This window comes from Streptosporangium sp. NPDC005286 (genome assembly GCF_040607515.1).
Classification (GTDB): domain Bacteria; phylum Actinomycetota; class Actinomycetes; order Streptosporangiales; family Streptosporangiaceae; genus Streptosporangium.
In genome coordinates this window covers 1-21,005 of record NZ_JBEXGU010000160.1, presented here as the reverse complement: position 1 = coordinate 21,005, position 21,005 = coordinate 1, and the positions used below count along the sequence as shown (strand labels likewise).

The 21,005-nt window shown below is 67.7% G+C and carries 16 protein-coding genes; 7 read left to right on the top strand and 9 right to left on the bottom strand.

The window, feature by feature from the left end; genetic code table 11:
• Positions 1 to 537 precede the first annotated feature (537 nt).
• Both ABZU75_RS37210 and ABZU75_RS37205 read left to right on the top strand, forming a co-directional pair.
• Positions 538 to 4,590, top strand: a complete 4,053-nt coding sequence (locus ABZU75_RS37210) for a hypothetical protein (protein WP_355565047.1) — start codon at positions 538 to 540, stop codon at positions 4,588 to 4,590.
• A gap of 349 nt (positions 4,591 to 4,939) precedes the next feature.
• A complete protein-coding gene (locus ABZU75_RS37205; protein ID WP_355565044.1) occupies positions 4,940 to 5,830 on the top strand; it encodes a TIGR03564 family F420-dependent LLM class oxidoreductase in 891 nt (296 codons plus the stop codon).
• A gap of 124 nt (positions 5,831 to 5,954) precedes the next feature.
• Here the strand turns inward: ABZU75_RS37205 and ABZU75_RS37200 are convergent, their stop codons facing one another.
• The 9 genes from ABZU75_RS37200 to ABZU75_RS37160 form a co-directional block, all read right to left on the bottom strand.
• Positions 5,955 to 6,077: a hypothetical protein gene (locus ABZU75_RS37200; protein WP_355565041.1), complete on the bottom strand. Its 123-nt coding sequence runs from the start codon at positions 6,075 to 6,077 to the stop codon at positions 5,955 to 5,957.
• A 659-nt stretch (positions 6,078 to 6,736) separates the two neighbouring features.
• The gene (locus ABZU75_RS37195; RefSeq protein ID WP_355565038.1) at positions 6,737 to 7,630 is read right to left on the bottom strand and encodes an SDR family NAD(P)-dependent oxidoreductase; all 894 of its coding nucleotides are present in this window, start codon (positions 7,628 to 7,630) and stop codon (positions 6,737 to 6,739) included.
• Between the two features lie 151 nt (positions 7,631 to 7,781).
• On the bottom strand, positions 7,782 to 8,543 hold the full coding sequence (locus ABZU75_RS37190; RefSeq protein WP_355565035.1) for an enoyl-CoA hydratase/isomerase family protein: 762 nt from the start codon (positions 8,541 to 8,543) through the stop codon (positions 7,782 to 7,784).
• A 31-nt stretch (positions 8,544 to 8,574) separates the two neighbouring features.
• Positions 8,575 to 9,447, bottom strand: coding sequence for a PaaI family thioesterase (locus ABZU75_RS37185; protein WP_355565032.1), 873 nt, complete (start codon positions 9,445 to 9,447; stop codon positions 8,575 to 8,577).
• A gap of 33 nt (positions 9,448 to 9,480) precedes the next feature.
• Entirely contained in the window at positions 9,481 to 10,242 is a 762-nt protein-coding gene (locus ABZU75_RS37180) for an enoyl-CoA hydratase/isomerase family protein (RefSeq protein ID WP_355565029.1), read from the bottom strand.
• Between the two features lie 33 nt (positions 10,243 to 10,275).
• Positions 10,276 to 11,889: an AMP-binding protein gene (locus ABZU75_RS37175; protein ID WP_355565026.1), complete on the bottom strand. Its 1,614-nt coding sequence runs from the start codon at positions 11,887 to 11,889 to the stop codon at positions 10,276 to 10,278.
• A 155-nt stretch (positions 11,890 to 12,044) separates the two neighbouring features.
• Positions 12,045 to 12,842, bottom strand: coding sequence for an enoyl-CoA hydratase/isomerase family protein (locus ABZU75_RS37170; protein WP_355565023.1), 798 nt, complete (start codon positions 12,840 to 12,842; stop codon positions 12,045 to 12,047).
• Positions 12,843 to 12,901: 59 nt separating this feature from the next.
• Positions 12,902 to 13,951: an LLM class F420-dependent oxidoreductase gene (locus ABZU75_RS37165; RefSeq protein ID WP_355565021.1), complete on the bottom strand. Its 1,050-nt coding sequence runs from the start codon at positions 13,949 to 13,951 to the stop codon at positions 12,902 to 12,904.
• A gap of 17 nt (positions 13,952 to 13,968) precedes the next feature.
• Positions 13,969 to 15,177 carry a TetR family transcriptional regulator gene (locus tag ABZU75_RS37160; RefSeq protein WP_355565018.1) on the bottom strand — a complete coding sequence of 403 codons (1,209 nt, stop codon included), beginning with the start codon at positions 15,175 to 15,177 and terminating at the stop codon, positions 13,969 to 13,971.
• 136 nt (positions 15,178 to 15,313) lie between these two features.
• Between ABZU75_RS37160 and ABZU75_RS37155 the strand changes: the two genes are divergently transcribed.
• From ABZU75_RS37155 to ABZU75_RS37135, 5 genes are all read left to right on the top strand, one after another.
• Entirely contained in the window at positions 15,314 to 16,543 is a 1,230-nt protein-coding gene (locus ABZU75_RS37155) for an acetyl-CoA C-acetyltransferase (protein WP_355565015.1), read from the top strand.
• A gap of 31 nt (positions 16,544 to 16,574) precedes the next feature.
• A complete protein-coding gene (locus ABZU75_RS37150) occupies positions 16,575 to 18,746 on the top strand; it encodes a 3-hydroxyacyl-CoA dehydrogenase NAD-binding domain-containing protein (protein WP_355565012.1) in 2,172 nt (723 codons plus the stop codon).
• A complete protein-coding gene (locus tag ABZU75_RS37145) occupies positions 18,743 to 19,606 on the top strand; it encodes an NAD(P)-dependent oxidoreductase (RefSeq protein WP_355565009.1) in 864 nt (287 codons plus the stop codon). The genes ABZU75_RS37150 and ABZU75_RS37145 overlap by 4 nt, the downstream gene beginning before the upstream one ends.
• The gene (locus tag ABZU75_RS37140; protein ID WP_355565006.1) at positions 19,599 to 20,753 is read left to right on the top strand and encodes an acyl-CoA dehydrogenase family protein; all 1,155 of its coding nucleotides are present in this window, start codon (positions 19,599 to 19,601) and stop codon (positions 20,751 to 20,753) included. The genes ABZU75_RS37145 and ABZU75_RS37140 overlap by 8 nt, the downstream gene beginning before the upstream one ends.
• Positions 20,750 to 21,005: enoyl-CoA hydratase/isomerase family protein (locus ABZU75_RS37135; protein ID WP_355565003.1), on the top strand; the 256-nt coding region annotated here is incomplete at its 3' end. The genes ABZU75_RS37140 and ABZU75_RS37135, both read left to right, overlap by 4 nt.

Below are 21,005 nucleotides of genomic sequence, written 5' to 3'. Positions count from 1 at the left end.
AACTTCTTGGGCCCCTGCGGGGTCCTGACCTTGCGGATCTCGAAGTCCATCGCACTCCCCGAGCTGGGGTGTTGCGACGACCACTAGAAGGGAAGGACCTGGGGCGGGCTCTCACACTTGTACGGGAAAGCACGCGGCTCACCCGGATTCGAGCGCGAGAAAGTGCCGGTCGGCCGCCATCGTCCGCACCCGCACCACCATATGGAGGTGCTGTACGGTTCCAGCGGCTCCAGCCCGGCTGCGCGCATGTCAGCGGCGACACGCACTTGGCCATTGACAGCCACCCTGCCCCCGGAGACGGGCGCGAACACGTCCTGGGATGGAGATTTACGGTCTCCAAGGGCTGGTGGACCTGCGTTCAGCCACCAGGGCAGAAACCCCTCCCTCTGGCGGTTTCTGGACGAAGCGGAGTCGGACGGCGCGTCGGTGTAGTAGGGCATGATTGTGCGCGTGGCTCGCAGGAACGATCACGATGATCCTGATCCCGGCTCGGGGACGCGGGGGCATGCGAGTCCGTACGCCACCGGGGGTGGCGGGGTGGTGTTGGAGCACGCGTACGGCGCGGTCCTTCTCGCCTGCTTGTTGCAGCAGAGCCCGGTGCGAGGGCTGGGTGACGACGTCACACCGGGCGAGGTGCGGTTTCAACAGGGCGCGTGGCACCCGGTGGACGACGTGGTGGCCGTCGGGCACTGCCCTACCGGGGAGCGCCGGATGTTCGTCGGTGTCCGTCGCAATCCCACGATCGGTGCCGGCAGTGCGCCGTTCGTCGCCTTGTTGACCGATTACCTGCGCATGCTGGTCGATCACCGAGCCGAGTTCGACTCCGACCGCTGGCGGATGGGCCTCGCTGTCGCGGCGCCGCACACCGCGTCCGCGGAGGTACAGACCCTCGCGTGGATCGCCAGGCGACAGCGCGACGACGGGGAGTTCCGTGCGGCAGTGGACGCGCCGCGAGCCACAAGGGGGAAGATCCGAGAGCGATTACGGACGCTCAGGGCCGCTGTCGCGGTGGCCGCCGCCCAAGCGGAGCTTGACGCCGTCATCGGCGTCGACGAACTGACCTGGCGTCTGCTGCGAGCACTGCGCATCATCCACCTCGTCCTGGAGGGCGAGGATCCGGCCGACCGTTCCCGCGTCATCGGCGAACTCGCGAAGCTGGTCGGCGGGCTGCCGCAAGCCGTCGACCTGTGGCGGCATCTCCTGGAGCTGTCATCCGGGTACGCGCAGGCGGCCGCGACCGTCGATCGCGCACTGCTGCTCCGCGATCTCGGCACGCGCCTCGACCTCGGACCGCTCGGCATGGCGGGCCGGAGTACGTCGCACATGAGTACGGCCGACGCCGGAAGGTCGCCCAGCGCGAAGCCCGTACCAGGGCCGGCGGTGGTTCGGGTGTCCGAGGCGGATCCGCGCAGGCTGGGCGTGCACGCGTCCATCCGCGTCGACGGTGTGGACGAGGACCTGCCGTCCTACGTCGAGCGCGATGTGGACGGCGGCGAGCACGGGGTTCGGGCATTGCTGGCCAAAGCGGCTCGCCGAGGCGGCTTCGTGCTGCTCGTCGGCGGCTCCTCGGTCGGAAAGACCCGTTGCGCCTACGAAGCCGTGCGGGCTGTGTTGCCCGACTGGCGGCTGTTCCACCCGGCGGTCGCGGGCGACATCTCCGCGCTGGCCGGCGACCCTTCGCAGCGGACTGTGCTGTGGCTGGATGAGATCCAGCGTTACTTCGGCGGCGAACGTGGGCTCACCAGCGGCACCGTGCGTGAGCTTCTGAACGCGGAGTCCTCCGTGGTGATCGTCGGGACGGTGTGGCCGGATCGCTATCTCAGGTTCACCGACACGCCTGCCTACGGTGGCGCCGACCCTCATGCCAACGAGCGGGAGCTCATCGAGCTGGCCGACGTGGTGATCGTCCCGGAGACGTTCTCCGCGGCTGAGCGGAGACGCGCCGAAGCCGCCGCCGCGACCGACCGGCTGCTCGCGACGGCCCTCGCCACTACCGGGTACGGACTGACGCAGACTCTCGCAGCCGCGCCACAGCTTGTGCGGCGTTGGGAAATCGCCAAGACCGTGCACCCGTACGCCTGGGCGGTGCTGCTCGCCGCTCTCGACGTCAGACTGCTGGGTGCCGAGCATGCGCTGCCGGAGGAGCTGTTACGTGAGGCGGCACCGGCCTACTGCACCGACCGGCAGCGAGCCGAGGCGCCCGCCGACTGGTTCGAGCAGGGGATGGCCTACACGACCCGCAAGCTGCACGGGGCCGCCGCGGCGCTCACCTGCGTCGGCGGTGCGGAGATGGGCCAGACTGTCGGGTACGTCATCGCCGACTACCTGCTGCAGCATCTCGGCGAGGCCCGAGCCGCCGAACCGGTGCCGGCCCGCGTGTGGGAGGCGATCATCGCCCACCTCACCGACATCGACGACGTGGTGCTGGTTGCCGAGAGCGCCGGCGCACGGCTGCTTCACAAGTACGCGGTACCGCTGTACCGCCGTGCCGCGGATGCCGGGAGCCGGATCGCGGCCGACCAGTGGACCGTCCACGTCGGCGACGCCGCCGGTCTCGCGGACCTGAGAGCCCGCGCCGAGGACATCGGCGACGGAACGCTACTCCGCCGCCAACCCGCCGAAGCGGCGGCCGAAAGCCTTGCCGAGGCACTCGTCTGGCGGGGGGAGCTGGACCAGCTCCGCATGTTGTTCCGGCCGACCGCCTTACCGAGCCGGGGAACAGGCCAACGACTGGCCCGGGTGCTCGCCGATCGCGGCGCCAACGACGAACTAAGTGCCCTGGCCGATCGCGGCGACCTGGCCGCCGCCGAGCAGCTGGCCGAGGTGCTGGCTCGGCGGGGCGACGGCGAGGAGTTACGCGCGCGCGCCCGGTTCGAGTCCAGCGTCGATCTTCCCGCCGAAGACGATCTCCTGCTGGGGTCTCGCAAAGAGAAACGCGAGCAGACGGCGGCCCGCGAGCGACTGGCGACCTACCTGGCACACCGTGACGAGCTGGCGGAGCTGGCCGCCCGGGCCGATGCGCCTGCCACCAAACGGCTCTTCACCCTCCTCCGCCACCGCGGCGACAAGCCCGGACTGCGGCGCCTCGCCGAGGCTCGGCGAGGCATCGTCGACACCCAGCTGGTGGAGGTGCTCGCACACAGGGGTGATCGCCGCGAACTGATGTCGCTGGCGGCGCGCGGCGATGAGATGCTGCTCGACCGGATCGCCAGAGTGTTCGTTCACCTCGGCGACCTCGACGAGCTCGAGGTCCTCATCAGGTACGGGTGGACGGCCTCCGATCGGCTGGCCGGCGTGCTCGCCGACCGTGGAGACATCGCCAGGCTCCGCCGGTTCGCGGCTCGTGACGCGTGGGCCGGGCACACCCTGATCAAGGTTCTCGTCTGCCGGGGAGACCTCGCGGCGCTTCGCGCCTTCGTGTCCGTTGACACCGACGGGGAAGCGAAACAGGTGTTGAACACCGTCCTGGCCGATCGCGGTGCTCTGGACGAGTTGGCGACCCGGGCGCGGCACGGCGATTCGGACGCCGCTCGCAAGCTCGCGCACGTACTCGCCGACAGAGGAGACGTCGGGGGTGCGTGGCGTGTCCTGCGTGAAGCAGGCATGGATCGGCACCGGCGAATCACCTCGATCCACGACGAGTTGACCGTGGATCTCGACGAGCTGGGCGAACGAGCCGCGGCTGGAGATGGAACGGCCGCAAGCCGGCTGGCGAGCGTCCTGGTGCGGCGGGGAGACCTCGGCCGGTTGCGAAGCCGAGCCGGCGACGGCGACTCGCAGGCCGCCTTCCGGCTCGTCGATGTCCTGCTCCATCGCGGAGACGTCGATGAGCTGCGTTCCCTCGCCGACGGCGATCACTGGTACGCGGCACAGGAACTCGCCGACGTTCTCGTGTACCGGGGCCGCGTGGACGAACTCATCGTTCGTGCCGACAGCGGTGACGACAACGCGTCCCGGAGGTTACTGGATCTGCTCGTACACCGTGGCGACCTCGACGCGCTGCGGCGCCGCGCGGACTCCGGCGATGAGGACGCCGGCAGGCGGTGGCTCGAAAGCGTCGCGGACCGTGGGGACGCCGACAGACTACGCGCACGCGCCGGCCATGACTTCGGGGCCTCCAGGCGGCTGGCCGACGTTCTCACCGACCGTGGCGAGATCGACGAACTGCGGGCGCGCGCCGACAACCACGACTACAGCTCGGCCCAGCGGTTGGCCGAGCTGCTGGCCGACCGGGGTGATCTCGACGGGCTACGTGCGCGCGCCGATGCCGGTGACATGCTTGCACGCTTGGCCCTCGCCGACATTCTCGCCGACCGAGGAGAAATCGACGAACTACGTGCCCGACTTCACGGGTGTCCTGCCGATTTCCACGCCGCCAGAAACCTGGTGGAGCTTCTGGTCCAGCGTGGAGACCTCGCCGAGGCCCAGCGGGTTCTCCTGTCCACGGTTGTGATCGGCGACCACCGTGCCGCCGAGCGACTGCCCGAGCTGCTGGTTCGGCTGGGCCGCCACGAACAGGCTCGGCACCTGGCCCGCTACGGCCTCAACACCGACGGCACCCCTGCCACGCCGGAGGATGTGCCTTCATGAGCTGGGCCTCTTAAGGTCAAGTAAGCGGGGTCGCTCTGAAGTTGCCCGTTGATCGAGTGGTGGCCGCTCGTGCGTAGACGGAGCACGACGGGCACTGGCGGCCGAGCGGTAGCCGTGCAAATGGTAATGGAGTGGAAGGCTGCCCATCCCGAGAGCTTTCCCTGACGCTCTCAGAATGTCCGGTCTATCCCGATGTCGGCCGGAACCGGGGGAGCCGGCCATATGGGGCACGTGACCTCGCTACGAAGCCGGCGGCCGTCCGCGCGGGAATTCATGGTTATCCGACTTGGTTGATCGGGTTATGACCATAGGTGTTGCTCTATCGGTGCCGGCGGACGCGGAGAATGCCGTGGACGCCGTCGTGGATCAGGCGCGGGTGGCGGAGTCGGCGGGAATCGACTCGGTCTGGCTCGGGCAGCGGTTCGACTACGACTCCGTCGCGCTGGCCGGGATCGTCGGCCGGGAGGTCCCGGGACTGGACGTGGGAACCTCCGCGGTGCCCATCTTCGGACGCCACCCGCTGCTGGTCGGCGCCCAGGCGCAGACGACGCAGGCGGCCACGCGCGGCCGGTACACGCTCGGACTGGGGCTCGGCGCCAAGGCGTTCGTCGAGCCGGTGTTCGGCATCCCGCACGACCGGCCGATCGCCCGGCTGCGGGACTTCCTCACCGCGCTGCGGACCTTGCTGGCCGAGGGGTCGGTCGACTTCCACGGCGAGACGCTCACGGCGGTGAGCCCGATGCCCGCCGGGCTCGCGGGCGCGGCCCCGGCCGTACCGGTCCTGGTGGCGGCCATGGGACCGCAGGCGCTGCGCGTCACGGGCGAACTGGCCGACGGGACGCTGCCGTTCCTGGCCGGGCCGAAGGCGCTCGCGGAGCACGTGGTGCCGCGGCTGCTGTCGGCGGCCGAAGCGGCGGGACGGCCCGCTCCGCGCGTCGTCGCGCTCGTCGCCGGGGTCGTCACCGACGACGTGGAGGCCGCGCGGGAACAGGCGGCCCGGCAGACCGCCTTCTACGACCGGGTTCCCTCCTACCAGAAGGTGATCGAACTGTCGGGGGCGTCGCGCGCCGCCGACCTCGTCGAGATCGGCGACGAGGAGGCGATCGCCGCGGCGGTGCGCCGCTATTTCGACGCGGGCGCGACCGAGGTGGTGTTCACCCAGACCGACCTGGCCGGGCCGCAGGGCCGCGAGCGCACCTGGCGGCTGCTCGGCGAGCTGGCCGGGAAGGAGAAGGCGTGAAGACGGTGGTGATCACCGGCGGCACCAACGGGATCGGGCTAGCCGGAGCTGGGCGTGGGCAACGATGATCAGCCAGGTCCAGCGGTCGGCCGCCTCAGGGTCGCCAACCCCGGAACTCCCACGCTCACATCCCGACGATGCCCCCGATGATCATCACGATGAGAAAGGGAAGTCCCAACACGCTCGTCCAGATGATCGCCTTCCTGGAGCGTTTCACGAGGGCGGTGAGGAACGCGATGAGGGCCACTCCGAACGGGAGCGTGTCGAGCAGCGCGATCTGCCTCCATACGCCCCGCGCCCCTGTGGGCAGTACCCGGTCTTCTTACCGTTGCTCGCCTGCCCGCCCCTGTCGCGTCGGGAGCGGAAGCCGAGGCCGAGACTAGCGCCGCCAACACCGCCCGATCGTCCCAATCCGGTCTCGGACGGGCGGCCTGACACCGCAACATCGCCACCTCATGACGGATTACCTCCTTATGGAAGTCGGCCTTGGTGAAGCCCGGCCGTGCCCGTGGATCCGACCGGACCGGTCCGAGCGGGGAGATGCCCCACCGCGCCGCGGCGAGGAAGGGGAGTGGTACGCCATTGGATTCAGGGCGGCTTACCGGTCGAGAGGACCCTCAGCAGGTCGTAGTCCGGGTGTCCTCGCGGAACACGTCGGCAAGGAACGGCTGCCTGATCTCCCGGAGGACATGAGGATGTCTGATCGTCGTCGCTGTGAGCGCGATCATGTCTAATAAATCTACATTGTAAAGGCGGTGGCCGAGATTCAAGATCATTTACAATGGACTGAAGACTCATCACCCACAGACAAGCCTGGCTGCGGTGGCCACGCCGCGCGGCCATGGAACCCGGCCACCCCGTCGGTGACCCCTCAGGCGAAACAGCCCGGCAAGATGTGAGATCCATTCATACGCTGTCGTCGGTTGGGTGGCCCAATGCCGTGGCGAGGGAGTCGGAGGTGCTGGCCGGATAGTCAGCACCTGTCGTGAAATCCGCGATCGCGGGCCAGCGTTCGAGTACCGCGGCGGGCGTCAGCTCGGCGGCCGCGAACCGCACGCCTGCCGACCGCTGCCAGCGCATCTCTGCAGCCCAGCCGCCGCCGGTTTCGATCACAGAACCGGTCGTGGTGCTGACCGGATGCGCTAGTGCGAGCACGAACGGTGACACTGATGCGGCTGGCAGGCCGGCGCGCAATTCGTCGTCGAACACGCGGTCCGTCATGTCGGTGTGTGCCATGGGGGCGATCGCGTTGACCAGCACGCCGTGTCGCTGCCCCTCGATCGCCAGCGCTTTGGCCAGACCGATGATGGCTGCCTTGGCTGCGGCGTAGTTCGCCTGGCCGAGATTGCCGTGCAGGCCCGCACTCGAGGTTGTCAGCACGATTCGGCCGTGTCCTTGCCGAACCATGTGCGGCCATGCCGCGGCGGTGGCCGTGTAGGCACCGCCTAGGTGCACATCCACGATCTCGGTCCATTCCTCCTCGGACATCCGGCCGAAGGTGCGATCTCGTACGTGGCCGGCGTTCACCACGAGCGCGTCGATCCGGCCGTAGGTGTCGATGGCCGTATCGACGATCGCTGCACCGTTTCGCGCATCGGTCACCGCGGTGGTGGCTGTGCCGCCGGCCGTCTCGATGCGGTCCACCAGCTCTTTCGCCACCTCGGCGCGGCGTGCGTTCACCACCACCCGCGCGCCTGCGGCTGCGAAGTCGAGCGCGTACTGTCGGCCGAGCCCGGCGCCGGCCCCGGTGACGACGACCACGAGATCGTGAAAGTCGAGTGCGATCGGACCTTCTGGCATGCTCTCCCCTAGTAGACGTCGCTGTGGCCGAGGCTTTGATGTGCAGGCGGTCTGCGTCGCCTGCCGGCCGGTCGATGATGGCAACGAAATCAGTGCCCTACGCAGGTGTCGGCCACATGGATCTGCCGCTCACGGACCAGTTGCTCAGTCGTCAATGCGGAAGAGACGCCTGTCGGATGCACGCGGCCTGGCCCAGCGCCGCTAGTTGGAGGCTCCGGTCTGGGTCGGGCTCGTCCAGCGCGGCCTTGACATAGGCTATTCCCGACCGCGGCATACGAGCGATCTTCGCGGCATACTCGCTTGCGGCGGCAGGCACTTCGGCGTCCGGGTGAGCGCTCAGGGCAAGGCCCATCGCCACCGCTTCCGCTCCCGTGAGCTCCCTGCCGGTGAGGATCAGGTCCAAAGCACGTTCCCGGCCCACCAGCCGCGGCAATGAGGCGGTCGCTCCCATGTCCGGTATCAGCCCGTAGCGCGCCTCGCGCAGGGCGAATCGTGCGCCAGCCGCGACGATCCGGACATCACACGCCAGAGCGAGCTGGCATCCGGCGCCGAAGGCTACCCCGGTCACGGCGGCGATGACGAGAAACGGCGCACGGGGTATCCATCGGAATGCCTGCTGCGCTACCTCTATGTCAGCCAGCATCGGGTCGGGGTCAGCGTCAGGGTGGGCGGCGAGTCGCCTGATGAAACCGTCCGGGGTTCGCATCTCATCGAGATCGATACCTGAACTAAAAGACTCACCCGAGCCGCGGATGACGACACAGCGCACGTCCGGGTCAGCAGCCAGTTCCCGCCCCGCGGCCGCGAGCTCGGCCCACATTATGGGCGTCTGCGCATTGTGTCGCGCCGGCCGATTCAGGGTGAGGCGACGGATCGGGCCGTCGCCCTCAATGCTGATCTCCGTGGTGATCACGATTTCTGATCCTCCAGTCAATGTTCGCTCATTACGCTGTGCGGCGCCGTCCTGTCACGGTCGCGCTCACGCAGGAACGTCCGGAGTCGTCGGATCCCGTCACCTGGATCACGCCGAACGAGCGGCCGATATGCATCGGCTGAACGATCATGGATATGGCCGCGCCGGGTGCGGGGGGCCGCAGGTACGAAACATGAACATGAGCCGTCCGCAGGTCCCCGCCTCGCTCGAACGCCTCCGCAGCCGCGACCTCGGCCAGGCTCGCCCAGACGCCGCCGTGAAGTACGCCGTACCCGTTGTTCCAGCGCTCAGGATCCGGGAGTTCGACGCGTGTACGCTGCTCGTCCGCGCTGATCCGCACACCCAGGTGTTCGGCGAAGTTCACGGTTTCGGGCGGAGGGTCGTCGGGCGGCACGGCACGCTCCGCGGCGACACGGGAATCACCGGCCGGCACGTACTGGGTCCAGGCGGCGCTCACCGCGATGAGGGTGCCGAAGTCGTCGACCACTTCACATTGAGCGAATCCTCCTGTCGTCTCCGCCCTCGGGACCCAGGAGGTGGCGTGCAATGTTGCCGTGTTCCACGGTGGTGGAACGATAATGTCGAACGTCAACTCGGTGGTCAGCGACCAGTGGCCGATCGGTCTCGCGGTGTAAATGGTTTCGCCCAAGACGTGGTCGAGGAGCACGGCCAGCGCGCCCGCCTGCTGGCGCCCATGGGAGTCGTCCATCCAGGGACCGGTCCTCATCACCGATCGCAGAAACCTGCCATCGGCCTGGCAACCGACGATGCCGAAGCGTCTTTCCACCACACCCAGGTCACAGTCAGGCGGCGCGTCTTGCGACAGCTCGCCGCCGATGCCAGGCATGGTCGCGCCATCCTTACCTGTTTTCGGCAGATGCATCGTGCTCCTCGACGAATATCACTGGCGGGATCGCTACTTCTTCTTGATCTTGCGGTAGGCGTCGTTGATGCGGGCCACGACGTCGGGGTGCCAGATCACCTCTCGATAGGCAAGGGTTTCGTAGGTGAGCGCGCTGTTGGGGTCGAGAGCTGGGGACGTCCGTGCCATCTCCTTGTTGTTCACCGCCGATTTGACGGTGGTCTGCGCGATGGAGGCGGCGAGGGCGCTCGCGTGAGCGACTACCTCGCCCTCGGGTGCCAGTCGGTCGATGAGGCCGATCCTCAGGGCCTCCTTCGCGTCTATCCGTTCGCCGGAGAACGTCAGCAACTTCGCCTGGCTCAGACCGACGATCCGCCAGAGAGGGGAGAAATAGGGTGTTAGCCCGAACTTGACCTGCGGGTATCCGAAGATCGCGTTTTCGCTGCCGATCCGGATGTCGGAGAAGACCGCGATATCGCATCCGCCGCCGAGCGCGGGACCGCCGACGGCGGCGATGGTCGGTTTCCGGTAGTCCAACAGTGTGCCGTACGCCCGAAGGCACGCTTCGGAGTAGATCGCGCGGGTTTCCTCGGTGAATCCCGACTGCAGGTCCAGGTCCAGGCCCGCGCAGAAGATGTTTTCACCGCCGGTCAGCACCACCGCGGCGACCTCGTCGTCGTAAGCCCACGCGTCCAGCTGGTCGCTCAGGTCTGTCATCAGCTCCACGCTCAGGGCGTTGCGGCGGTCGAGCCGGTCGAAGGTGATCGTCCCGACGCCGCCCTTGACGGTGGATTTGATGTTCTGAAACTCAGTCATGCTGAAATTCGCTCTTCTCGTTGAAATTCGTCTCTACGACACGATGTCGTCGAGGTTGGCCAGCCGGTGCTTCTGGATCTTTCCGGCCGCGCTCCGCGGGATCTCGGCGACCACATGCCAGCGCGTGGGAATCTTCTGCTTGGCCAGCTTCTCCGCCTCGAGGTGCGCGATCAGTGGTTCCGTTCCGCGCCACTCGGCCCCGGGTTTGAGGACGAGCCAGGCCCCGACCCCTTCCCCCAGCCGCTCGTCCGGGATGGCGGTGACCGCCACCGCCTCGACATCGGGATGCGACGCGATGGCGAGCTCGATGTCCATGGTCGAGAACTTCTCGCCGCCGCGGTTGATGATGTCCTTGCTACGGCCGGTCATCTGCACCCAGCCCTGGGCGTCCACCCGGCCCACGTCGCCCGGATAGAACCAGCCGTCCTCGTCGATCTGCGCCTTGGTCAGCTGGGGATCGGTGTACCTGGACAGCAGCTGTGGCCCTCTGATCCGCAGCTCGCCCACGGTTCCCGGCGGGAGCAGTCGTCGTTGTTCGTCCACAGCCTGGATTTCCATACCTCGCAGCAGCCGACCGTCCCATTCCCGGCGCCGGGCCAGCGGGTCACCGGACGAGGCGATGGCGCAGACTCCGGCCGTTTCCGTCATGCCATAAGCGCGCACCACGGTGACGCCCACCTCAGCGGCACGGTCGACGAGGGGGGCAGGGATGGCGGCACCAGCGCAGGCGTAGGTCGGCAGGCGATGGCTGGGCGATAGACCACGCTCGTAGCGGTCCACCAAATCGGAGACGAACACGGTGGCGCCCATCATCAGGGACACATGCTCCCGCTCGATGAGCGAGAGCGCCTCGTCGGGTTGCCAGCCGCGCGTGATCACCGACCTTCCGCCGAGGAAGGCCGGAAACACCACTCCGGCCACGAAGCCGCCGAGGTGAGACAGCGGGGTCGCGGCCAGGGTCACCGTCTGCTCGCCGGCGCCGAGGGCCTCCTGGAAGTTACGCATGTGTGCGAGCAGCGCCTGGCTGGACAGGAGTGCACCCTTGGGCGCGGAGGTCGTTCCCGAGGTGTAGAGCAGCAGCGCCGGCTCCTCCGCCGACAGCGGCTCAGGCAGCTCGACACCGTCCTCGGCCTCTTCGGCCGGAACCTGCTCCCAACCGTCCCGGTGCCCACCCACGACGTAGCGCACCGCGGGGGCCAACCCCAGTTCGGCGAGCAGGTTGTCGAACTCTTCGACTGGCCGCCGGCTGCCGAGCTCGGCAGCCGCGGCGATCGCCGCCGGTCGGCAGTCGGCCAGGATACGGCGCATCTCGTGCTCGCGGTAGATCGGCACGACGGGCACGTCGACCGCGCCGATGCGGAACGCCGCGACCTGGAGGACCAGCGCCTCGAGGCAGTTGGGCAGCTGCACGAGGACGCGGTCGTGTCGGCGGACACCTCGACGGACCAGGTCGGCGGCCACCGTCTTGGTCCAGCCGTCGAACTCCCGGTATGTGATGCGCCGCTCCTCGAAGCAGAACAGCTCCTTGTCCGGGTACCGCTTGGCCTGGGAGGGCAGCAGATCACCGATCCGGTCATCGCTCCACAGACCGATCGCCCGGTACCCCGCATGCCGATATTCCGTAGCCAGGTTCGAGGCCGTCGTCATCGATGTGCTCCCTTCGGGATGTGCCTGGTTCCAGCGCGGCCACCGTGTGGCCGGGAGAACCTGCGTCGAAGTTTATCTAGTTAATATTCACTAAACAATGGATGGTGGGATCGAGGATGGCTGTTGTTCGAGACCGATGAGGACGATGGGTCAGGTCACGATCGGGGCCGCAGGCGCTCGGTCGCCTTGCTCCGTCCGGATCGCAGCGCGTCGAGGCCTTCGCCGAGCCTCCTGGTGAACAGCCCGCGCTGGACCAGGTCGGCGGTAACGCGCAGTTCGTAGGCCGTGGCGCCGATGTGGTCCATGTTTCCGGCCCGCAACGCGACCTCCTTGAGCACGGTCGTCAGTTCGGTGCCAGCCTCGGCGATGTGCCGGGCGAGGCGAAGGCCGTTTTCCCGTACGGTGCCGACCGGTACGATCTCATCGACGAGGCCGACCCGGTGGGCTTCCCGCGCGTCGATCGGGTCACCGGTGAACAGCATCCGGCGTGCCCGTTGCGCGCCTGCCTTGCGCAGCATGCCGTGGTAGAAGCCGTTCATGGCGTATTTGACCTGCGTGGACCCGAATGCAGCGTTTTCGGAGGCGACTGTGATATCGCACATGTTCGCCAGGTCCATGCCGTAGCCGGGTGCCATGCCGGCGACGGCCGCGACCGTGGGCTTGCGATAGTCGTAGATCGTCACCATGAGTTTGCACGCCAGGTCGACGAAGCGGGTGAGGTCCTCGCCGGTGATCTGATCGAGCACGTCGAGTGCCCAGCCCGCGCAGAAGTAGTCCTCGTTGCCCACGAACAGGACGGCGGCCACACGGTCGTCCTCGGCCCAGTCCTCCAGGGCGGTGATGATCTCGTGGTGCAGGTCCCAGCCGAGGGCGTTGCGTTTCTCCGGGTGGTTGAGCTGAATGACGCCGACGCCGTCTTCGACGGAGGTGATCAGGTATTTGTACTCGGCCATCGAGTGATGATCCTTTCTGGCTCTTGGGAGGATGGGAATTCAGCGGGTGAAGTCCGGTCTCAGCCGGTGATCTCCGACAGTTGCTCCACAGCCGCAAGCTGATCGGCATGGTCTGGAGAAAGCAGGTCGGCCTTTATGGTGGTGATGCCCGCCGCGCGCAGGGCTGCCAGGCGTTCCTCGATGTCGGCGCGCGAGCCGATCAGTGAAACCGCGCGGACCAGGTCGTCGGGAACGGCCGCCGCCGCGTCGTTCCTTCGTCCGTCCAGGTAGTGCCCCTGGATCAGGTCGGCGGCTTCCTCGTACCCGTACCGGCAGGCGAGATCGTGGTAGAAGTTCTTGCCCCGTGCTCCCATCCCGCCGATATACAGCGCGAGCTGCGGCCGGACGGCGTCGAGGAACACCTCCGCGGCTGTCCTGTTCTCACAGAAGGCCACTGGGATCCCGACAGTGATGTCCAGCTCACCCAGTTCGGGAGAGCGCTTCGCGCGGCCCGATGCGAGGCTGGGTCCCCACACCTCGCCGGCCTTCTCGGGATGGAAGAAGATCGGTTCCCAGCCTTCGGCTATCTCGGCCGCCAAGGCGACGTTCCTGGGGCCGATCGCGGCGATGCTGATCGGGATCCGCTCCCGTACGGGATGGTTGATGATCTTGAGTGGTTTGCCGAGACCCGTGCTCGCGTCGCCGCGCAACGGTATCTGGTAGTAGCGGCCGGAATGATCAACTTTTTCCCGGCGCCAGACCTGGCGGCAGATCTCAACGATCTCGCGGGTCCGGCCGAGCGGGGCGTCGTAGCGAACACCATGGAAGCCCTCGACGACCTGCGGGCCCGAAGCGCCGATACCCAGCGTGAACCGCCCGTCGGACACGTGGTCCAAGCCGGCGGCGGTCATGGCGGTGAGCGTGGGCGTGCGCGAGTAGAGCTGCAGGATCCCGGACGTGATCTCCAGCCGGTCGGTGCGGGCCGCGAGGTAGCCGAGTTGGGAGACCGCGTCGAACGAATACGCCTCGGCGATGCTCACCAGGTCCAAGCCGGCCTTCTCCAACTCGGCCACCCGTGCCGCCGCCTGCCGGAAGTCACGGCCGTATCCGAGCTGCAGTCCGATGCGCATTGCCTGTCCTTTCGTTGTCATTGGCTCGTGGCTGTTGTGTCATGGGTGACGTCCGCATTGAGGACGGCGTGCAGGAGGGTCTCGAGCTCGGCCTCGACGTGCGGTCGGGCGTGCAGGTGGCCGACACGGACGACGTCGTTGACGATGCCGCGGGCCGCGTACACGAGCACGTGGCTCTCGGTCACGCTCAACTCGGGCCGCCGCAGCCGCAGCGCGGCCGCCCATTCCTCGACGTTCACGGCCAGCTCGGCGCTGATCCGGCGACCGGCCTCCTGCGGCAGGTTGATCGCTTCGGTCACGTAGACGCCGAAGAGATGTCGCTGCTGGACACCGACGTGGATGTAGCCGCGCACCAGGTCGTCGAGGGAGGTGTCTTCGCGACCGTCTTTCCGCTGAGTCGCGAGCCGGTGTGCCGCCTGGGTGAAGGCCGTCACGAGAATCTCGGACTTCGTCGCGAAGTGGTGGTAGATGCTCGGGCCGGACAGCCCGATCGCCGCCCCGATATCGTCCAGGCTGACCCCCGCGTAGCCACGCTCATGGAACAGTGTGATCGCGGTTTCCAGCAGCTCCTCGGCGCGGGACAGCGGGACATGGGGCCGGCGGGTCCCGGCCGACGGCGCTGTGCGCGGGTCCGGCGCCGGCAGCTCGGTGCGGGCCGCCGCGGCTGCGGCGGCGGCGAGGACGCGTTGGTACTCAGCGCGGGGGAGGCGCATACCGCTGACCGAAGCACTTGCCATGGTCGCCAGCACCGCGGTGATGAGCAGCCTCAGCCGGCCACGATCGGCATCAGAGCGGGCATGCCGCAGGCGTGCGGAGAAGCGGGAGACGAACTCGCCGAACCGGGCCTCGATCCTCGCACGTTCCTCACCGCCGAGGTGCCGCATCTCACGCTGTAGCAGGACCCACAGGTCGCGCCTGTCGAGGGCGGCGCCCGCCAGCGCGAACAGGAGGTCGTCCAGCGAGTCCGTGTCCGTGGTGAACGCGGCGTCCACCACGTCGAGCGCGCTGTCGATGGCGCCGGCGAGCAGAGCGTTCTTGTTCCGGAAGTGCCGGTAGACGGCCGGTGCGGTGACGCCGACCTCGGCCGCCACGTCGGCCAGCGCGACCGCTTGGTAGCCGTACCGATAGAAGCGCCGTGCCGCCGTTTGCGCCAGCTGCCGTCTGCGCTGCTCGGCCCCGAGGCGTGCAGCGCCGGCGCGACCGTTCCGTGTCGTCGTTCGTGCCACAACTCAGCCCCTCATTGCCGTGCCGTGTGCTGTCGCGTATCAGCGCGATCGAGCACCGTGCTTGCCTAGTGAATATTAACTAAGCTACCGTCTGAGTCAATAGCCGATCCCATCAGTCCGGGAAGGAAGCACCGCGATGTCCCACTCACCGTCGGTATCGGAAGCGTTCATCTACGACGCCATCCGCACTCCGCGCGGCCGGGGGAAGAGCTCCGGGTCCTTGCACACCATCAAGCCCGTCACCCTTGTGGTCGATCTGATCGATGAACTACGCGCCCGACACCCCGATCTCGACCCCGCCGCGATCGACGACCTCGTATTGGGCATCGTCTCGCCGGTCGGCGACCAGGGTTCGGTCCTGCCCCGTACGGCCGCTCTCGCCGCGGGTCTGCCCGACACCGTGTCGGGGCTGCAGCTCAACCGATTCTGCGGGTCCGGTTTGGAAGCGGTGAACACGGCCGCGCAGAAGGTTCGGTCGGGATGGGACCGGCTCGTGATAGCGGGCGGGGTGGAATCGATGTCGCGGATACCGCTTGGCTCCGACGGCGGCGCCTGGATGAACGACCCGGAGACGAACTTCGCGACGTCCTTCATTCCGCAGGGAGTGAGCGCTGACCTGATCGCCACGATCGAGGGCTTCACCCGGGAGACTGTCGACTCCTACGCGGAGCGCTCACAGCGGCTCGCCGCTGCCGCGTGGTCAGGCGGGTATTTCGCGAAATCCATCGTGCCGGTGTGCGACCGCAACGATGTCGCCGTACTGGACCACGACGAACACATGCGGCCGGACACGACGGCCGAGTCGCTGGCCACGCTCAAACCCTCGTTCGCCAAGCTTGGTGAGCAGGCCGGTTTCGACGCGGTGGCGCTCCAGCGCTACCACTGGATTGAGCGGATCGAGCACGTGCACCACGCCGGCAACTCGTCGGGCATCGTCGACGGCGCGGCACTCGTGCTGATCGGCGATGAGCGCATCGGTGAACAGCAGGGCCTGACGCCCCGCGGCCGAGTCGTCGCCACCGCCACCTCCGGAGCCGACTCGACGATCATGCTGACCGGCCCCATCCCGGCCACCCGCAAGCTGCTCGACCACACCGGCCTCACGGTGGACGACATCGATCTGTTCGAGATCAACGAGGCATTCGCGGCGGTCCCCCTGAAGTACGCCAAGGATCTCGGCATTCCGCTGGAGAAGATCAACGTCAACGGCGGCGCCATCGCGATGGGCCACCCGTTGGGCGCGACCGGGGCCATGCTCGTCGGCACCATGCTCGACGAACTCGAGCGCCGGCAGGCCCGCCGCGCGCTCGTCACCTTGTGCATCGGCGCCGGCATGGGTGTCGCCACTCTCATCGAACGTCTGTGACGCCGTATACACCGATTTCTTGGAGCCACCGATGACGAACTACGACCACCCGATGTTCCGCTGGGAACGGGACACCGACGGCATTGTCACCGTGACGATGGACGACCCGGACGCCTCGGCCAACACCATGAACGACCGGTTCCGCAGGGAGCTCCCGATCCTCGTCGATCACCTGCACGCGGAGCGTGACTCCATCACCGGCGTGATCGTCGCCTCGGCGAAGAAGACGTTCTTCGCCGGTGGCGACCTCGGAATGATGATGCGCGCCACGGCGGACCAACGCGCGGACGTCACCACCATGCTCGACGGAGTCAAGGCCGCCCTACGGCGCCTGGAGACCCTCGGCAGGCCGGTCGTCGCGACGATCAACGGCGCCGCGCTGGGCGGCGGCTACGAGATCGCCCTGGCTTGCCACCACCGGATCGCGCTCGATCAGCCCCATGTGGCCGTCGGTCTTCCCGAGGTGACGCTGGGCCTGCTGCCCGGTGGCGGCGGGACCACCCGCACGGTCCGTATGTTCGGTCTGCAGGCCGCCCTGCAGGAGATCCTGCTGACCGGGACGAAGTTCCGTCCGCGGGCCGCTCTGGACAAAGGGCTGGTCGACGAACTGGTCGCCGATCCCGGACAGCTCGCGACGACCGCCCGGGAGTGGATCGTGGCCAATCCAGAGCCGGTACAGCCTTGGGACCGACCTGGACACCTGATTCCCGGCGGCACTCCGGCCGGCCCGGCGCTGGCTGCCGTCCTGCCGTCCCTGCCTGCGGTGCTGCGTAAACAGACCCACGGATCGCCGGCTCCCGCCGCGCACAACCTGCTTGCAGCCGCGGTCGAAGGCGCCCAGGTGGATTTCGACAACGCCCTGACCATCGAATCGCGGTATTGCGCGGACCTGATCTGCGGCCAGATCTCGGCGAACATCATCAAGTCGATGTTCTTCGACATGCAGGCGATCAACCGGGGCGCCAGCCGCCCAGAGGGCTACCCGCCGCATCAGGCCCGGAAGCTGGTCGTTCTCGGTGGCGGCATGATGGGTGCCGGGATCGCCTACGTCAGCGCCAAGGCCGGCCTCGAAGTCGTCCTCAAGGACGTGTCTCTGAAGGCGGCCGAGCGTGGCAAGGGCTACAGTGCGAAGATCCTGGACAAGGCGGTCCAGCGAGGAACCACCACGCCCGCGCAGCGTGAGGAGGTCCTGGCCCGGATTCACCCGACCGCCGACCCGGCCGACGCCGCAGACGCCGATCTGCTCATCGAGGCGGTCTTCGAAGACCCCGAGCTGAAGAAGAAGGTCATCGCCGAAACGGCCGTCCACCTCACCCCGGATGCCGTGCTCGCCTCCAACACCTCGACCTTGCCCATCACCGGCCTCGCGGAAGGGGTGTCCAGGCCCGAGGACTTTATCGGGCTGCACTTTTTCTCCCCGGTGGACAAGATGACGCTGCTGGAGATCGTGGTCGGCGAGAAGACCAGCGACGCCACCTTGGCGAAGGCAATCGACATCGCGCGGCAGATCGGCAAGACCCCCATCGTGGTCAACGACAGCCGGGGCTTCTTCACCAGCCGCGTCATCCTGGAGTTCGTCAACGAAGCAGTCGCGCTGCTCGGCGAGGGAGTGCCCGCGGCATCGATCGAGCAAGCGGCGATCCAGGCGGGATATCCGGTCGGAGCTCTGGCCCTCGTGGACGAGTTGACGCTGACCCTGCTCCGCAAGATCCGCGAGGAGACCGTCGCCGGCTACCGCACGGCCGGGATCGACAGACCGCCGCACCCTGCCGCGGCGGTGATCGACCAAATGATCGACAAGTCCGGACGCCGGGGACGTGCGGCCGGGGCCGGGTTCTACGACTACGTCGATGGACGCAAGGCGGGTCTGTGGCCCGGCCTGAAGGACGCCTTCGGCGGCACGAACACGGCGGTGCCGCTGATCGAGATGCAGGAGCGCATGCTGTTCGCCGAAGCGCTCGACGCGATCCGCTGCCTGGACGAGGAAGTCCTCAGGTCGGTCGCGGACGCCAACATCGGGTCGATCCTCGGCATCGGCTTTCCCACCTGGACCGGCGGAGTCCTGCAGTACATCAACCAGTACGACGGTGGCCTGCCCGGGTTCGTTGCCAGGGCACGGGAACTGGCGCAACGCTACGGCGACCGGTTCACTCCACCGGAATCACTCGTCCGCAAGGCCGAAAACGGGGAGGACTACCGATGAGCACCCATGACCAGACGCGGTCGCTGGCAGGCCGCACGATCCTGATGTCCGGCGGCAGCCGCGGTATCGGTCTCGCCATCGCGACCCGGGCCGCCCGTGACGGGGCGAACGTCGTACTGCTGGCCAAAACCGATAAGCCCGACCCACGACTTCCGGGCACGGTACACACCGCCGTCGCCGCCATCGAAGCCGTCGGCGGCAACGGTCTCGCTGTGGTCGGTGACGTCCGCCGCGAGGAGGACGTCACCGAAGCAGTCGATCGGGCTGTGGCGACCTTCGGCGGCATCGACATCGTGGTGAACAACGCCTCGGCGATCGCCTTGGCCCCGATCGGCAAGCTGCCGCCCAAGCGCTACGACCTGATGCTCGACATCAACGCCCGCGGCACCTTCACCCTGATCAGTGCCGCGCTGCCACACCTCTACAAATCCGACAACCCGCACGTGCTCACCCTGTCGCCGCCGCTGAACCCGGACCCGGTGTGGCTGCACCGGCACGCGCCCTACACGATCAGCAAGTACGCCATGACCATGCTGACGCTTGGACTGGCCGGGCAAAACCATCCGCGGCCGCTGGCCGCGAACTGCCTGTGGCCGCGCACAACGATCGCCACCGCGGCGGTGCAGAACATCGTCGGCGGCGACACGGCGATGGCCGTGTCCCGCCGCCCCGAGATCATGGCCGATGCCGCACACGCGATCCTCTCCCGCAAGGCCACCGACCACACCGGCCAGTGCTTCATCGACGACGACCTGCTGCGCAGCGAGGGAATCACCGACTTCAGCGTCTATCGCTACGGCGACGCCGACGAAGCCGATCTCAAGATCGATCTGTTCCTGCCCGGAGGCGAGCATGCCTGACGCCACCCGCAGCGTGTACGAGAAGGACCACGAGCTGTTCCGGGAGGCCGTGCAGTCCTTCATCAAGACCGAGGTCGCCCTGTACGACGAGGAGTGGGAGCAGCGCGGGATCGTCGACCGGTCACTGTTCCTTAAAGCAGGGGAGGCCGGTCTGCTGCTGTTCGCGACACCGGAGGCCCACGGCGGACCCGGGATCGACGACTGGCGGTTCAACGCGATTGTGGACGAGGAGTTCGGCCGGTCCGGCTACGCCTCGGCGGGCCTCGGGCTCGCCCTGCAGAACGACGTGGTCGGGCCGTACATCCTCGAGTTGACCAACGACGAGCAGAAGGCGCGCTGGTTGCCCGGCATGACCTCGGGCGAGCTGATCGGCGCGATCGCGATGACCGAACCGGGCACCGGCAGCGACCTGTCCGGCATCGCGACCCGCGCGGTCCGCGACGGCGATCACTACGTCCTGAATGGCTCGAAGACCTTCATCTCCAACGGGCAGAACGCCGACCTCGTCGTGGTGGCCGCCCGCACCTCCGAGGAGAAGCATCGCGGCCTGACCTTGTTCGTCGTCGAGCGGGGCATGAGGGGTTTCGAGCGAGGACGGAACTTGAAGAAGCTGGGCCTGCACGGCCAGGACACCAGCGAGCTGCACTTCACCGACGTGCGCGTACCCGTCGCCAATCGGCTCGGCGAGGAAGGGCAGGGCTTCTTCCAGCTTATGCGCAACCTGCCGCAGGAACGCCTCTCCCTGGCGGTCACCGGGGTCTCCGCCGCGGAAGGTTTGCTGGCCCGCACGATGGAATACGTCACCGAACGCCGCGTCTTCGGCCAGCCGATCGGGACCTTCCAGCACAACAGGTTCCTGCTGGCCGAACTGCACACCGAAGTCGATATCGCCCGGGTCTTCGTGGACCACTGCGTGGCCCTGCACGCAGACGGGCAGCTGACTCCCGTCCAGGCCGCCAAGGCGAAATGGTGGTGCACCGAACTGCAGGTCCGGGTGGCCGACCGCTGCCTGCAACTGCACGGCGGTTACGGCTACATGCACGAATACCCGGTCAGCCGTGCCTTCGCCGACGCCCGCGTCCAGACCATCTACGGTGGCACGACCGAGATCATGAAAGAGATCATCGGCCGGGACCTCGGTCTTTGAGCGGTGTCGGGATGAGCACACCAGTTACGCTCGAGGTGCGCGAAGACGTTGCGCTGATCGGCCTTTCCCGGCCCGCCAACGGCAACGCCATCGATTTGCCGATGGCGCGGGGACTCCGGAACGCGGTGACCGAGGTCGGCTCGATGTCCACAGTGGGCGCGGTGGTCCTGTTCGGACACGGCGAGCAGTTCTGCGTCGGCGGCGATCTTCAGGTTTTCGCCACCGCCGCGGCACCCGGCGAGTTCCTCGCGG